Annotated in this window: 8 protein-coding genes; 4 read left to right on the forward strand and 4 right to left on the reverse strand. The window is 71.5% G+C overall.

Going from position 1 to position 15396, the window contains the following annotated elements:
* Positions 1 to 567 precede the first annotated feature (567 nt).
* The gene (locus LR393_RS16735; protein WP_231484866.1) at positions 568 to 3786 is read left to right on the forward strand and encodes an ATP-dependent helicase; all 3219 of its coding nucleotides are present in this window, start codon (positions 568 to 570) and stop codon (positions 3784 to 3786) included.
* Entirely contained in the window at positions 3783 to 7802 is a 4020-nt protein-coding gene (locus tag LR393_RS16740) for an ATP-dependent helicase (protein WP_231484867.1), read from the forward strand. The genes LR393_RS16735 and LR393_RS16740 overlap by 4 nt, the downstream gene beginning before the upstream one ends.
* Here LR393_RS16740 and LR393_RS16745 read toward each other — a convergent pair.
* Positions 7792 to 8664 (reverse strand): calcium-binding protein, encoded by an 873-nt coding sequence (locus LR393_RS16745; RefSeq protein WP_231484868.1) that lies wholly within the window; start codon positions 8662 to 8664, stop codon positions 7792 to 7794. The genes LR393_RS16740 and LR393_RS16745 overlap by 11 nt on opposite strands.
* A 152-nt stretch (positions 8665 to 8816) precedes the next feature.
* Positions 8817 to 9989, reverse strand: coding sequence for an acyl-CoA dehydrogenase family protein (locus tag LR393_RS16750; protein ID WP_231484869.1), 1173 nt, complete (start codon positions 9987 to 9989; stop codon positions 8817 to 8819).
* 63 nt (positions 9990 to 10052) lie between these two features.
* Between LR393_RS16750 and LR393_RS16755 the strand changes: the two genes are divergently transcribed.
* Complete coding sequence (locus tag LR393_RS16755; RefSeq protein ID WP_231484870.1) at positions 10053 to 10559, forward strand: DinB family protein; 507 nt, start codon at positions 10053 to 10055, stop codon at positions 10557 to 10559.
* Here LR393_RS16755 and LR393_RS16760 read toward each other — a convergent pair whose 3' ends face one another.
* Positions 10560 to 11546, reverse strand: a complete 987-nt coding sequence (locus LR393_RS16760) for an LLM class F420-dependent oxidoreductase (RefSeq protein WP_231484871.1) — start codon at positions 11544 to 11546, stop codon at positions 10560 to 10562.
* Between the two features lie 76 nt (positions 11547 to 11622).
* Positions 11623 to 13515, reverse strand: coding sequence for an anthranilate synthase family protein (locus LR393_RS16765; protein WP_231484872.1), 1893 nt, complete (start codon positions 13513 to 13515; stop codon positions 11623 to 11625).
* Positions 13516 to 13729: 214 nt separating this feature from the next.
* Here LR393_RS16765 and LR393_RS16770 point away from each other — a divergent pair, with 214 nt between their 5' ends.
* Positions 13730 to 15064, forward strand: coding sequence for a UDP-glucose dehydrogenase family protein (locus tag LR393_RS16770; protein ID WP_231484873.1), 1335 nt, complete (start codon positions 13730 to 13732; stop codon positions 15062 to 15064).
* Positions 15065 to 15396: the final 332 nt, after the last annotated feature.

Below are 15396 nucleotides of genomic sequence, written 5' to 3' on the forward strand. Positions count from 1 at the left end.
CGGCCAGGACGCGACCCCGGCATGAGTACGGACGGGTGCGCGATGTGTACACCTGGTACATCCGGTACCGGGTGTACCAGGTGTACACATCGTCGTCGGCTCTCGTCGGCTCTCGTCGGCTCTCGTCGGCTCTCGTCGGCTCTCGTCGGCTCTCGTCGGCTCTCGTCGGCTCTCGTCGGCTCTCGTCGGCTCTCGTCGGCTCTCGTCGGCTCTCGTCGGCAGGCATGGGCAGGAGTGTGGGCAGGAGTGGGCGTGGCGCGACGGGAGAGTGGTGCGGCAGGGGGCATCCGGCAGGAGGACAGGCCGCCACCGTCCTTCATCCGGCCGACGGGTGCGTTCCCGGGGAACACCGACCTCCTGGGCGACCTCGGGTGGCGAGACCCGGCGTTCGGTCTGCCCCGGCGCGTCGACCAGGGCCCCGAAGGAGGAGCGGCGCGGATGCGGTGCCGGGGGGATGCGGTGCCGGGGAGATGCGGTGCCGGGGACGGCGACGGCGGTCACGCCGACTGGAGGGGCTGGTTCGTCCGCGGTCCGACTTGTCGGTGGCTTGTGGTCTGATGTTGGGCCATGAGCACCGCTATCCGTGAGCGTCGTCCGGCCGGGCCCTCCGTCCGGCTGGTCGGTCCCGGGGCGGGCGGTCGTGATCGGGTGGAGCCGGACCGGTCCCAGGTTCCGCTGACCGGGCTGCGGCAGGGCAGCGGGCCGGTGGTGGTCTTCGGGGCGCCGGGCACGGGCAAGACCACGATGCTGATCGAGGCGGTCGCGGCCCGCGTGGAACGTGATGGGCTGTCGCCGGGCTCGGTGCTGGCCATCGCCCCGACCCGGGTGGCCTCGGCACGACTGCGGGAGCGGCTGTCGGCGCGGATCGGGGGCACGGTGCAGGAGCCGATGTCGCGCACCCCGCACTCCTACGCTTTCGGGCTGCTGCACCGGGCGATGGCGCTCGACGGTTCGCCATCGCCGCGGCTGATCTCCGGCCCCGAGCAGGACCGGATGCTGGCCGACCTGCTCGCCGGGCACGCCGAGGGGCTGGGGAGCGCGCCGGTCTGGCCCACTTCCACGGGTGACGAGATCCGGCAGCTGCGCGGCTTCCGCGACGAGCTGCGTGACCTGCTGATGCGGGCGGTCGAGCGCGGGCTCACGCCGGGCGACCTGCGCCGGCTGGGCGAGCTGAACGACCGGCCGGACTGGGTCGCCGCGGCCGAGGTGATGGCCGAATACCTCGACGTCACGGCGCTGTCGTCCCCGGGCGCCTACGACCCGGCGGGCATCGTCGACGCCGCCACCGAACTGCTGCTCGACGACGAGGAACTGCTCGGGGCCGAGCGCGACCGGTACCGCCTGGTGGTGGTGGACGACGCGCACGAGCTCACCGTGGCCGCCGAGCACCTGCTGCGGCTGATCGCGGGGGGTGGGCGCGACATCCTCCTGGCCGGCGACCCGGACTCGGCCACCCAGACCTTCCGCGGGGCCCGGCCGACCGCCCTGGCCGACGCGGTGGATCGGTTCCGGCGGGCCGACGGTTCGTCCGCCCCGGTCATCACGTTCGGCACGGTGTACCGCCACGGGCCGCAGCTGCGGGCGGTCGCGGGCCGGGTCGCCGAGCGGATCGGGGCGGCGGGCAAGGCTTCCCATCGCCTGGTGACCACGAACAGCGCGGCGGGACCGGCGTCGGTCGCGGTCCAGGTCTTCGCCTCACCCGCCCGCGAGGGCGCGTACATCGCCCAGTACCTGCGGCGTCTGCACCTGGAGCAGCAGGTGCCGTGGCAGCGCATGGCGGTGATCGTGCGGTCCACGAAAGCCACCGCCCCCCTGCGTCGTTCGCTGGGTGCGGCCGGTGTGCCGGTGGCGATCCCGACGGCCGAGGTTCCGGTGCGTGACGAGATCGCCGTGGTGCCGTTGCGACTGGCCCTGCGCTGCGTGTTGCGGGCGTCCGAGCTCACCCCCGAGGTGGCCTCCGACCTGCTCACCAGCGCGATCGGGGGCGCCGACGCGATTGCCGTGCGGCGGCTGCGCCAGGCCCTGCGCACCGAGGAGATCGCCGGTGGGGGCGGCCGGGCCAGCGACGCCCTGCTGGTCGAGGCCCTCGCCGAGCCCTCGCTCCTGGCTGCGCTCGACCCACGGGTATCGGCGCCGGCCCGGCGCGTCGCCTCGGTGCTCACCGCCGGGCGGGAGGCCGCCGCCGATCCGGACGCCAGCCCGGAGACCGTGCTCTGGGAGATCTGGGACCGCACCGGCCTGGCCATCTCCTGGCGCCGCGCCGCCCTCTCCGGCGGTGCCGCGGGCACCCGGGCCGACCGCGACCTTGACTCCGTCATGGCCCTTTTCGAGGCGGCGGCGCGCTTCACCGACCGTTTCCCGGGGGCCGACGCGCAGGCCTTCCTCGACCATCTCGAGGCCCAGGACGTACCCGCCGACACCCTGGCCGAGCGGGCCCCCTCCGACGAGGCGGTCGCGCTGGTCACGGCGACCGCGGCGGCCGGGCTGGAGTGGGACGTCGTCGCCGTCGCCGGGGTGCAGGAGGGCGCCTGGCCCGACCTGCGCCTGCGCGACTCGCTGCTCGGCGGCCAGCGTCTGGCCGAGGTGGTCGACGGTCGCGGCGACCAGGGATTCGTCGCCCAGCGCAAGGCGATCCACGACGACGAGCTGCGGCTCTTCCACGTCGCGGTCAGCCGGGCACGCACCCACCTGCTGGTCACGGCGGTGCGCTCGGACGAGGTCATGCCCTCGACGTTCCTCGACCTGGTCGATCCCGACGGGGTCAGCGGCGACCAGGAGGTGCGGCCCCTGGCCGAGGTGCCGCGCATGATGACGCTGCCCGCCCTGGTCGCGCAGCTACGGGCCGTGGTCGTCGACCCGCTCACCAAGACGTCCCGGCGGGAAGGCGCGGCCCGCCAGCTGGCCCGGCTCGCGCTCGCCGGTGTGCCCGGGGCCGACCCGGCGGACTGGTACGGGCTGGCCCCGGTCTCGGTCTCCGCGCCGCTACGGGAATCCCATGCGCTGGTGAAGGTCTCGCCGTCGCAGGTCGACTCGTTCGACCGCTGCTCGCTGCGCTGGCTGCTCGACGCCTCCGGCGGGCGCCGCACGTCGTCCACGGCCCAGGGGCTCGGCGAGCTGGTGCACGAACTGGCCGAGGAGGTGCCCGACGGCAACCTGGTCAAGCTGCGCACCCTGCTCGCCGAGCGCTTCGACCGGCTCGGCCTCGGGCAGGGCTGGGTGGCCGACACCGAGCGCCGGCGCGCGGAGAAGATGGTCGCGCACATGGCCCAGTACGCCGCGCAGGCCCGCGCGGCCGGGCGCACGCTGGTGGCCACCGAGCAGACCCTCCAGGTCGAGGTGGGCCGCGCGCTCATCCGCGGCAAGGTCGACCGGCTCGAGCAGGACGCGGAGGGCCGGCTCGTCGTCATCGACCTGAAGACGGGCAAGTCGGCGCCGACCAAGGCCGAGGTGGAACGGCACGCGCAGCTCGGGGTCTATCAGGTGGCGATCGAGGAGGGCGGCCTGGCGCGGGCCGCCGCCCGGGCCGGGCTGAAACTGCCCGAGGGCACGGCCTCCGGTGGTGCGGCCCTGGTGCAGCTGGGGTCGGGCAACAAGAGTGTGCCCGTGCAGCAGCAGCTCCCGCTGTCGAAAGACACCGACCCCCTGTGGGCCTCGAACCTCGTGCAGGGAGCGGCCGAGGGGATGTCCGCCGGGCAGTTCCCGGCCAAAAGCAACAGCATGTGCCGGGTGTGCGCCCTGCGCCGCGCCTGCCCCGTGCAGAACGAGGGCCGGCAGGTGGGGCGGTGAGCGACGAGCAGCTCGGGTTCGACTTCGACATCCCGGTTCTGGAGTCCCCGCCGCCGGCCTCCCAGCGCCGCACCCGGACCCCTCCGGCCCGCACCATCTCCGCGTCCGAGATCGCCCGCGTCCTCGAGCGTCCCGAACCCACTCCCGAGCAGGTGGCCGTCATCGAGGCACCGCTCGAGCCGATGCTGGTCGTGGCCGGCGCCGGGTCGGGCAAGACCGAGACCATGGCCGCGCGGGTGGTGTGGCTGGTGGCCAACGGCATGGTCGAGCCCGACGAGGTGCTGGGCCTGACCTTCACCCGCAAGGCCGCCGGTGAGCTGGCCGAGCGCATCCGGGCCCGGCTGCGGGCCCTGCACCGCAAGGGGCTCACCCCGGAGTCCCGGCCGGTCACGGTCTCCACCTACCACGCCTACGCCGCCGCGGTGCTGGGCGACCACGCGCTGCGACTCGGGATCGAGCCCGGGGCAAGGCTTCTCGGGGAGGCCGGCAGCTGGCAGCTGGTCGACGAACTGGTCGAGCGCTGGGACGGCGACATGACCGGTGTCGAGCTCACGCGCAGCACCGTGGTCGACGCCGTGCTGGCACTGGCCGGGGAGATCGCCGAGCACCTGCTCGACCCCGGCCGGATCGACGCTGTGGCCGAGAGCATCGTGGAACGCATCGGTGAGCTGCCGAAGAACCCGGGCGATCCACTGCCGGGCAAGCCGAAGGCCGACGTCAAGGCGATCGGGCAGCGCATGCAGGCCCGCCGGGCCCTGATCCCGCTGGTCGACGCCTACCAGCGGCGCAAGCGCGAGCAGGAGGTGCTCGACTTCGGCGACCAGGTGGCGCTCGCGGCCCAGCTGGCGAGCACGGTGCCGGACGTCGGCGAGGTGGAGCGGCAGCGGTTCCGGGTGGTGCTGCTCGACGAGTACCAGGACACCAGCCACGCCCAGGTGGTGCTGCTGCAGGAGCTGTTCGGCGGTGGGCACCCGGTGATCGCGGTCGGCGACCCGCACCAGTCGATCTACGCCTGGCGGGGTGCCTCAGCCGGCAACCTGCAGCGCTTCGGCCTGGACTTCCCGGCCGCCGACGGGGGCCGGGCGGCCACGCGTCACCTGTCCACCAGCTGGCGCAACGACCTGGCCATCCTCGCCGTGGCCAACCAGCTCGCCGATCCGCTGCGGCGCACACCGATCTGGGGCGACCCCGACCTCACCGTCGACGTGCAGCCCCTGACGGCCCGGCCCGGCGCCGGGCCGGGGCGGGTGCGCCTGGAGTGGCACGGCACGCTGGAGGAAGAGGCCAAGGCGATCGCCGACATCGCCCAGTACGCCTGGCTGCACCCGAAGGCCGACGGCACTCGCCAGTCCGTGGCGGTGCTCTGCCGGGCCCGGGCGCAGTTCCCGCTGATCGAGGCCGCGCTGCGGGGCCGCGACCTGCCGGTCGAGGTGATCGGCCTGGGCGGTCTCCTGCACGTGCCCGAGATCGCCGACCTACGGGCGGCTCTCGAGGTGGTGCACGACCCGACCCGCGGTGATGCCCTGATGCGGCTGCTCACCGGCCCGGCCTGGCGCATCGGCCCTCGCGACCTGGACGGCCTGGGCGCCTGGTCGCGCGAGCTGGCCGCGAGCTGGCGGGGTGAGAACGGGCGCCTCGACGTTCCGGCCGGTCTGAACGGTGTGACCCTGCAGGTCGACGTCGTCGACGACCAGTCCATCGTCGACGCCGTCGACGCCCTGCCCGAGCCCGGCTGGGAAGGTGCCCAGGGGCAGCAGATCTCGGCCGAAGGACGGCGCCGCCTGGAACGCCTGGCCGGACTGCTGCGCGGTCTGCGCAGTCGGCTTGCCCTGCCACTGCCCGACCTGGTGCTGGAGGCCGAGCGCGCCCTCCTGCTCGACGTGGAGGTGGCGGCCCAGCCGAACCGTTCCCCGGCGGCGGCCCGTGCCCACCTCGACGCCTTCGCCGATGTTGCGGCGCAGTTCGCCGACGGCGGTGATCGTCCCACCCTGGGCACGTTCCTGGGCTGGCTCACCGCTGCCGAAGACCGTGAGCGCGGCCTCGACACCGGGGTGGTCGAACAGCACGAGGACGCGATCCAGCTGCTCACCGTGCACGGCTCGAAAGGCCTGGAGTGGGACGTGGTCGCGGTCTGCGGCATGGTCGAGGGAACCTTCCCGGCCGGGCCGTCGGGCAACGCGCCGAAACGGTCGAAGGGCTGGCTGACCGACATCGGCGCGGTGCCGTTCCCGCTGCGGGGCGACGCCGCCGGGTTGCCCCAGTGGAACTACCAGGCCGCCACCACGCAGGACGAGCTGGAGATTGAGCTCAAGCACTTCATGGACCACTGCGGTGAGCACGAGGTCGCCGAGGAACGCCGCCTGGCCTACGTGGCCGCCACCCGGGCCAAGGACTCGCTGCTGCTCACCGGGGCGGTCTGGGGCGACGGGAAGAAGCCCCGCGAACCCTCGCGGTTCCTGGTGGAGATCCGGGAACTACTGCAGCAGAACCAGAACGCTGAGCTGCCGATCGCGATCGGGCTGTGGAGCGACCAGCCCGACGAGGGAGCCGAGAACCCGCGCGAGATCGAGGGCCGGATGGCGATCTGGCCCGACCCGCTCGAGGGCCGGCGCGAAACCGTCGAGGACGGCGCCGAACTCGTGCGCCTGGCGATCGAGGCACTGACCGGCGAGCGCCGGGCGACCTACGGCACGAGCCGAATGGCAGACGCACATCACGACGATCGCGGTGCGGTCGAGGCGGGTGCGTCGGAGTCGGGCACGACGGTGACCCGGGCGACCGAGTTCGGGGTCACCGAGCTCGGCTGGGCCCCGGCGGAGGAGTGGTCACCGCTGGACAGCTGGGCGCCGGACGACGAGTTCGAGCCCCCGCCGGATGATTTCGTACCGATCGATGCTCAGGACGATGCAGTCGGTACCGGTGGTGGGGTGCAGTCGGGGGGTGAGGTGCAAGCCGGTGACGGCCCGCTCGTGGGTGACGTGGTGTGGTCCGGCCATGAGGTGGGCACCGGTGGTGGGGTGCAGCCGGGGGGTGAGGTGCGAGCCGGTGACGCCCCGCTCGTGGGTGACGTGGTGTGGCCCGGCCATGAGGTGGGCACCGGTGGTGGGGGGCCGGCCGGTCAAGGGACGCAGACGGATGACGACGCGCGAGCCGGCGGTGGGGGGCGTCGTGACGGCGGGGTGCGGAGCGGTGACCAGGGAGGGGCTGACCGGGCAACCGCGACCGGCGGCAGCTCGTGGGCCGACGACAATTCCGGGCCGTTGATTTCCGATGAGCCCATCGCCCCCGGCCCACGAATTGCCGCCCGTCGTGCGTCCGTCCTCGAGCCCCGCACCACCGAGGAGGCCGACTGGGCCAGAGAGGTCGAGGTTCTGCTGGCCGAGCGGGATGCCCAGGCGAGCGGTGAGCTGACCGTGCGGCTGCCCACGCACCTGTCCGCGTCCCGGGCCGTGGCCCTGGCCGCCGACCGTCAGGCGCTGGCCGAGCGGCTGCGGCGTCCGATGCCGCAGCAGCCGAGCCCGCACGCCCGCCGGGGCAGTGCCTTCCACGCCTGGCTGGAGCGCCGCTTCGGGTCGGCGGCCCTGGTCGACATCGACGACCTGCCCGGCGCCGGGGACGCCGACCTGGACGACGCGAAACTGGAGACGCTGCAGGCGAACTTCCTGGCCTCGGAGTGGGCCGACCGCACGGCCGAGGCGGTCGAGGTCAACATCGAGACGCCGGTCGCCGGCGTGGTGCTGCGAGGCCGGATCGACGCGGTCTTCCGCCGGCCGGACGGCGGCTGGGACGTGGTCGACTGGAAGACCGGCCGCCCACCCGGCCACGAGCAGATGCGGGCGCTCTCGGTGCAGCTCGCGGTCTACCGGCTGGCCTGGTCGAAGCTGCACCGGGTGCCCCTCGACCAGGTCAGCGCGGCCTTCTTCTACGCCTCGACCGGCCGGACCGTGCGCCCCGTGGACCTGTGGGACGAGACCGCGCTGGAAGAGCTGCTGACGACGATCGCGGTCAGTCCGTGATCGTGTTGGTGCCCGGGCCGCCCGAGATCGTGTCCGTGCCCGGCCCGCCGGAGATGGTGTCGTTCCCGCTGTTGCCGTAGATCACGTCGTCGCCGCTGTTTCCGTACATCAGGTCGTCCCCTTTACCCCCGTACAGCGTGTCGTTGCCCTGGGCGCCGGTGATGTGGTCGTTCCCGTCATTGCCCTGGACGGTGTCGGCCCCGGTGCCGCCGTCGAGGCGGTCGTTCAGGGGGCCGCCGGTGAGTCGGTCGTCGCCCGGGCCCCCGTAGGCCGCGACCGGCCCGACGAAGGTGGTGATGATGTCGTCGCCTTCGCCGCCGTTGCCCCACCCGCTCGCGCCGAGCCGGATGTCGTCGTCGCCCGCCTGCCCCTGGACCTTGGCGTTGTCCCAGGTGGTCGACTGGCCGAGGCCGTAGTGATCGTTGCCCTGGCCCAGGTCGACGTTGTTGGACATTCCGGCTGCCGCCTCGGTGTTCCAGAAGGTCACCGAGTCATCGCCTTCGTCGAGCGAGAGCAGGAGGTAGGGCGAGGCATCGATCTCCGGGTCGACGTAGTTCTCCACCACGCAGGTGACCAGGGTCAGGTCTTGCGGCTTCGGGTGGGTACACCGGTCGCCGGCCTCGATCTCGCTGCTGTCGTCCATCGTGTAGGTGAACGAGGAGTGGTCGTCGGCCGCCTGTACCGCGACGGTCAGCTCGTTGGCGCCGGGCGCGGCGAAGTAGAGGAACTGCCAGTAGTGGCCTTGCGGATCGGCGAGCACGTAGGCCTGGGCCCGGCCGTCCGCCGCCTGCGCAGCCGGGGCGGCGAGCAGCAGGGGAGCCAGGCCCAGCAGCAGCGTGATCGAACGGAATCTGGGCAGCACCACGGAGAGCCTCCGAGTTCGAGAAGATCATGGCAAGCGCCACCAACATCTCAAAAAAGCGCAGATCCCGAGGGGGATTCAGCCGATTTGCCGGATTGCCCGACCACGACGCCGGTGAGGCGCCGTCGGTCGCCGGGGGCCGCGTCCACCATTTACCGCAACAACGCCCGCGCCATCACCAGCCGCTGGATCTGGTTGGTGCCCTCATAGATCTGGGTGATCTTCGCGTCGCGCATCATCCGCTCCACCGGATGATCCGAGACGTAACCCGCGCCACCCAGGAGCTGGACCGCGTCCACTGTCACCTTCATCGCCACGTCGGACGCGTGGCACTTGGCGGCGGCCCCGAAGAACCCCAGATCGGGGTCGTTCCGCTCGCTCTTGGCCGCGGCCGCGTAGACCATCTGGCGCGCCGACTCCACCGCCATCGCCATGTCGGCCAGCATGAATTGCAGCCCTTGGAACTCGGCCAGGTGCTTGCCGAACTGCTTGCGCTCCTTGATGTATCCGACGGCGTAGTCGAGGGCGCCCTGGGCGATGCCGACGGCCTGCGCACCGATGGTGACGCGGGTGTGGTCAAGGGTGCGCAGGGCCAGTTGCAGTCCTTCGCCGGGCTGCCCGACCAGCCGGTCGCCGGGCAGCCGGACGTTGTCGAAGTGCAGTTCGCGGGTCGGGCTGCCCTTGATGCCGAGCTTGCGTTCCTTACTGCCCCAGTCGAAACCCTCGTCGCCGGCCTCGACCACGAACGCGCCGATGTTGCGGCCCCGCCGGCCGTCCGGATCGGTCACGGCCAGCACCGTGTAGTACTTGCTCTCGCCGGCGTTGGTGATCCAGCTCTTCTGGCCGTTGAGGATCCAGTCGTCGCCATGGTGAGGGTCGCGCACGGCGCGGGTGCGCATGCTGGCGGTGTCGCTGCCGGCCTCGCGTTCCGAGAGCCCGTACGAGAACAGCGCCTCGCCGGTGGCGACGGGCGTCAGGTACTTCTTCTTCTGCGACTCGTCGGCACCCAGCAGCAGCGGAAGCGTGCCCAGCTTGTTCACGGCGGGGATCAGCGAGGTGGAGGCGCAGGCCCGGGCGATCTCCTCGATCACCAGGCAGGTGGCCAGGGCGTCGGCACCGACCCCCTCGTAGGCCTCGGGGATGTGTGGGGCGTGGAAGTCGCCCGCCTTCAGCGCCTCGTACGAGGCCTGAGGGAACTCGCTGTTCCGGTCGGCCTCGGCGGCGTGCGGGGCGATCTTGTCGGTGCAGAGCTCTCGTACCGCGGCCTGAAGCTCACGATGGTCGTCGGACAACGCGAAGTACGGGAAGTCAGCAACGTTGCTCATGACTTCGAGAGTAGTCACGGATATTGACTCGCGCTGCCCCTACGGTGCTGGGAAAGTCACCCGGTGACCACCTGGACAGCTCCCTCGCCCGAGATCAAGGACGGTCCCCTGACCGGCCCGGACCGCCCGATGCTGGAGGGCTACCTCGACTTCTGCCGCAGCACCCTGCTGAACATCTGCGCGGGGCTCACGGCCGAGCAGCTCGCCGCCCGTCCGCTGCCGACCTCGATCTCCCTGCTCGGGCTGGTGCGTCACCTGACCAAGGTGGAGCGGATCTGGCTCCGGCAGCGGGCCGCGGCCCAGGACGTGGCCAACCCGTTCACGGTGGTGGACGAGGACTTCGACGAGGCCCGCGCGGAGAACGCCCGGGCTGAGCTGGAGGCGTACGTGAGGGAGTGCGCCCTGGCCTCGGAGGCGGCCCGGGACGTGTCGTTCGAGCACACCGTGGAGGTCCGCGGCGAGGTGCTGTCGCTGCGCATGATCTACGTGCACCTGATCGGGGAGTACCAGCGGCACAACGGTCACGCCGACCTGATCCGGGAATCGCTGGACGGCGTGACCGGTCGCTGACTACGACAGGGCCGGGACGACTTCCTTCTGGAACAGCTCGACGCCACTGAAATCGGTGGCGGCCTCGGGGAAGTACGTGATCGCGTAGGTCATGCCGAGCTGCCTCATCGCCTGGAGCTTCTCGACGATCTGCTCGGGCGTGCCGACCAGCCCGGCCGCCGTCACGTTCCCGACGATGCGCGTGACGCCCTCCGGCGCCAGGAACTTCGAGTACCGCTCTTCCAGCTGGGCCACCCGCTGCGCCACCTCGGACTCGTCGCGCCCGATGATGACGTTGTAGTTGCTGCTGCGGGTGATCTCACCGAAGTCGCGGCCCAGGTCGCGGCAGTGGTTCTCGAGGATCCCGGACTTGTGGGTGAACGTCTCGGTGTCACCGCCGAAGTTGGTGTAGGAGGCGTACTTCGCGGCAATGCGCAGGGTCTTCTTCTCCCCGCCGCCCGCGATCCAGAACGGGATACCACCACTCTGCAGTGGCTGGGGGTAGCACAGCGCGCCGTCTACCTGATAGTGCTCGCCGGAGTGGGTGGCCACACCGTTCTGCCAGGCCTGCTGCATGATCTCGACGCCGTCGGCCAGCTGGCCGAGCCGGTCACCGGCGCTCGGGAAGCCGTAACCGTAGGCGTTCCACTCATGTTCGTACCAGCCCGCACCGATGCCCATCTCGACGCGACCGGCCGAGATGATGTCGACGGTGGCCGCGACCTTGGCCAGGTACATCGGGTTGCGATAGCCCATGCACGTGCACATCTGCCCGAGCCGCACCCGGCTCGTGGTGGCGGCCAGGGCCGACATCAGCGTCCAGGCCTCGTGCGTTGCCTCGGGCGTGGGAATCGGGGTGGTGTGAAAATGGTCGTAGACCCATACCGACTCCCAGGGGCCGGCCTCTGCCAGCTGGGCCACCCGGAGCATCGTCGGCCAATGATCGCTGACGTCGACGCCCACCAGGTCGAGCCGCCAGCCCTGCGGGATGAACAATCCGAAGCGCATGCCGTCACCCTACGGCCTGCGTGCCCGGCCGTCAGGAGCCCCGGACCGGTCCCGGGGCTCCTGACCCGGCTCGCCTTCAAGCGGGCACGCCGGCGTCCACCCTTCCGGACAGGCGCGCCAGTTCGGCGGCGAGGATCAGGTTGCCCTGCGTGGTGAGGACCGATTCCGGATGGAACTGGAAACCGGCCAGATTCCGGCCGCGCAGGGCGTTGACGAAGGTGCCCGTGTCGTCCACCGCGAGGGTCAGCCCGTCGAACGGCCCGCCGGGGGCCGGCACCGCGAAGCTGTTGTAGAAGCCGACGTGGTGCGGCCGGCCGAACAGGTCGATCTGCCGCTGCCGGCCCTGGTCCGGGAAGGGGAGCCGGGAGACGCCGAGTCCCAGCGACAGGGAAAGGATCTGGTGGCCGAGGCAGATGCCCAGGGTGGGCAGGCTGACGGCCAGCCGGGCCTGGGTGAGGGAACGCAGGGCTCGCATGCGGCGATTCATGATGTCGCGCGGGTCGCCCGGGCCCGGTCCGATCACGACCGGGTCGGCCGTGGTGGTGAGCTCGTCGCCGATCGGGCCGGAAAGGTCTTCCCACGAGTGCTCCGTCACGGCGAAACCCTGCGAGCGCAACAGGTGCCCGAGCATTGCGGTGAAGTCGTCCTCGGCGTTCACCACGTGTACCCGGCCGATCTGCGCCACCGGCGTGGCCGCCGCGGACGGCTGCAACCAGAAGCTGGAGAGGGTCTGGTTGCGTTCTGCGAGGAGCTTTTCCATGGAGTGGGGAGTCGCCGACGGGCGCGGGGCGCCGGTCAGGGCGGCCCTGATGCCGGCCAATTTGGCCCGGGTCTCGGCGAGTTCCGCCTCCGGCCGGGATCCTCGCACCAGGGTCGCCCCGGCGGCCACCCGCACGCTCCCGTCCGGGGTGATCTCGGCGGTGCGGATCAGGATCGGCGCGTCGAGTCGCTGGCGGCCCTCGTCGTCCCGGTCGATCAGGGCGAGTATGCCTCCGTAATAACCCCTTCCGCGTTTCTCGTGACGTGCGATCACCCGGCAGGCGTTGCGGATCGGGCTGCCGCTGACCGTGGGGGCGAACATCGTGGCGGTGAGGATCTCCCGCACGTCCGCGGTCGTCCGCCCCTCGATGACGTACTCGGTGTGGGTGAGGTGGGACATCGGCTTCAGGAAGGGGCCCCGCACGCGTCCACCGTTCTCGGTGATCGCCGCCATCATCTTGAGCTCCTCGTCCACCACCATCGCCAGCTCGTCGCGCTCCTTCGCGTCGTTGAGGAACGCTTCCAGGGCCGCCTCGCCGGGGCCGCCGCCGGCCGGGTGCCGGAGTGTGCCGGAGATCGGGTTCATCGTCACCACACCGGCATTCAGACTGACGTGGCGTTCCGGGGTGGCGCCCACCAGGGTGGTCGCCGGGGTGTGGAGCAGGAAGGTCCAGTAGGCGTTGCGCTCACCTTCGAGCAGTCGTCCGAGGACGCCCAGGGCGGCTCGGGCGCGCGGCTCCCGTTCGGTCTCGATGCGGCCGGTGAGGCTACGGTGAATGACGAAGTTGGAACCCTCACCGGCGGCGATCTCCTGGGAGAGAACGTCCCGTACCGTCCGCTCGTAGGCGGCGTCACCGACGTCGAAACCGGTTTCCCGGAAGCTGTTCGGGCCGTCCGGGAGGGCGTCCACCAGCTGGCCCAGATCGACGGTGATCCGCTCGGCCACCTGGAGCGCGAGGATCGGGGTGCCGTCGTCGACCACGTCGAAACCGCGCTCGGTGATCTGCCGGAAGCCGATGGCGGCGAGCACGGGGTGGGCCTCGTCGGGGGCCTGGGGAAGGTCCCGGATGTTCCTGACCTCAGTCGCCTCACCGATGAGGATCTCGGCCCGGGAAGGGTTTTCGCCGGGTCGATGGATCACTGCGAAGGCGGGGGCGGACTCCAGCCGGGACAGGACGGACGGGAGTTGCGGCTGTTGCTGGTGGCTCATCTGACGACCTGCTTCTGTCAGGCGCCCGCCGGGACCGGGCCCCGGCACAAAAGCCGACGGCCGCCTCGACGAGGCGGCCGCGAATGGGAGTGGAGCTACGCGAGATGGCCGCCGGTCAGGCGGGCCACCAGAAGGTGTGCGTAGATCTCATACGTACACCGTATCGCATGCAGTTGGACGCGTGAGGGTCGCGCGGTGCCGATACTGTCGGATCATGCGCTTATCAGTGATGGGGTGCGGTTACCTGGGCGCTGTGCACGCGGCGTGCATGGCGGACTTTGGCCACGAGGTCGTCGGTGTCGATGTCGACGAGCGGAAGATCGCCGATCTGACCCAGGCGAAGGCCCCGTTCTTCGAACCGGGGCTGCCCGAGTTGCTGCAGCGGGCCACCCAGTCCGGTCGTCTCTCGTTCACCACCGACGTGTCCCAGGTGGCCCACGACCCGCAGGAATCCACGGTCCACTTCGTCTGCGTGGGTACGCCGCAGCGGGCCGGTGAGTTCGCCGCCGACACCACCTACGTCGACGCCGCGGTGCGGGCCCTCCTGCCCCACCTGCAGCCGGGTGACCTGGTGGTGGGCAAGTCCACCGTTCCCGTCGGCACCGCGGCCCGTCTCGCGGCGATGATCTCGCAGGCCGTCCCCGGCGCCCTGCTGGCCTGGAACCCGGAGTTCCTGCGCGAGGGTCACGCGGTCAACGACACGCAGCACCCCGACCGCATCGTGTACGGCCTGCCCTCCGACCCGGACGACGCGGCGCGGGCCAAGGCCCTGCTCGACGAGGTCTACGCCAGCCCGATCGCCGAGAACATCCCGCTGCTGACGTCCGACTACGCCACCGCGGAACTGGTCAAGGCCGCGGCCAACGCCTTCCTGGCCACCAAGATCTCGTTCATCAACGCGATGTCCGAGGTCTGTGAGGCGGCCGGGGCGGACGTGTCGGTCCTGGCCGCGGCCATCGGGCACGACGAGCGCATCGGGCCGAAGTTCCTCGGCGCCGGTCTCGGCTTCGGCGGCGGCTGCCTGCCCAAGGACATCCGCGCGTTCATGGCCCGCGCCGGTGAGCTCGGGGCCGACCAGGCCCTGACCTTCCTGCGAGAGGTCGACGCGATCAACATGCGCCGCCGCACCCGGATGGTCGACCTGGCCCGCGAGGTGCTGCAGGGATCCTTCCTCGGCCGCAAGGTGGTCGTGCTCGGCGCCGCGTTCAAGCCTGAGAGCGACGACATCCGCGACTCGCCCGCCCTCAACGTGGCCGCCCAGATCCGCCTGCAGGGTGCCGAGGTCGTGGTGACCGACCCCGCCGCCCTGGAGAACGCCCGCCGCGCCTGGCCCGACCTGCACTACGAGGACAAGGTCGAGGTGGCGGCCGACGGCGCCGACGTGGTGCTGCTCCTGACCGAGTGGGACCAGTACAAGGCCATCGACCCGGCCCAGCTCGCCGGCATCGTGCGTCAGCGCAACGTGCTCGACGGTCGCAACGCCCTCGACCCGCAGGCCTGGCGCGACGCCGGCTGGGCCTACCGCGCCCTGGGACGTCCCCGGGTGTGAACGAGACTGACTCCCGCCGTCACAAACAGGCGAATCAGGTTCAGCATTGAAGGAGGGTGAACCACCCTTCTGCGGGGTAGGGCTGAACGACTGGTTACCTCTGGCCCGCCCTGTCCCTGTCCGTCCGTGACGGCTACGATTGCCCGTGTGTGCCCCCGCCCCCCGTCGGGGGCACACACCTTTTGCGTCCCATTCGTGGTGGGAGGGCCCAGATCTGGCCTCTGCCAGTGGTCATCCCGTTGCTCAGGGCGACGGTGGGCGCGCGGTGCGCGGCGGCCGGTGGCGAAACTGCGACACGGCGGGCCGTAATCCACGGGTCTGGGCAGGTGACA

The sequence above is a fragment of the Kineosporia mesophila genome, assembly GCF_021129235.1.
Taxonomy (GTDB): domain Bacteria; phylum Actinomycetota; class Actinomycetes; order Actinomycetales; family Kineosporiaceae; genus Kineosporia; species Kineosporia mesophila.

Excerpts from the sequence above, each read along its gene's own strand:
- LR393_RS16735 (WP_231484866.1), top strand. The coding sequence starts at position 568 with ATGAGCACCGCTATCCGTGAGCGTCGTCCGGCCGGGCCCTCCGTCCGG.
- LR393_RS16750 (WP_231484869.1), bottom strand. The coding sequence starts at position 9,989 with ATGAGCAACGTTGCTGACTTCCCGTACTTCGCGTTGTCCGACGACCAT.
- LR393_RS16760 (WP_231484871.1), bottom strand. The coding sequence starts at position 11,546 with ATGCGCTTCGGATTGTTCATCCCGCAGGGCTGGCGGCTCGACCTGGTG.
- LR393_RS16765 (WP_231484872.1), bottom strand. The coding sequence starts at position 13,515 with ATGAGCCACCAGCAACAGCCGCAACTCCCGTCCGTCCTGTCCCGGCTG.
- LR393_RS16770 (WP_231484873.1), top strand. The coding sequence starts at position 13,730 with ATGCGCTTATCAGTGATGGGGTGCGGTTACCTGGGCGCTGTGCACGCG.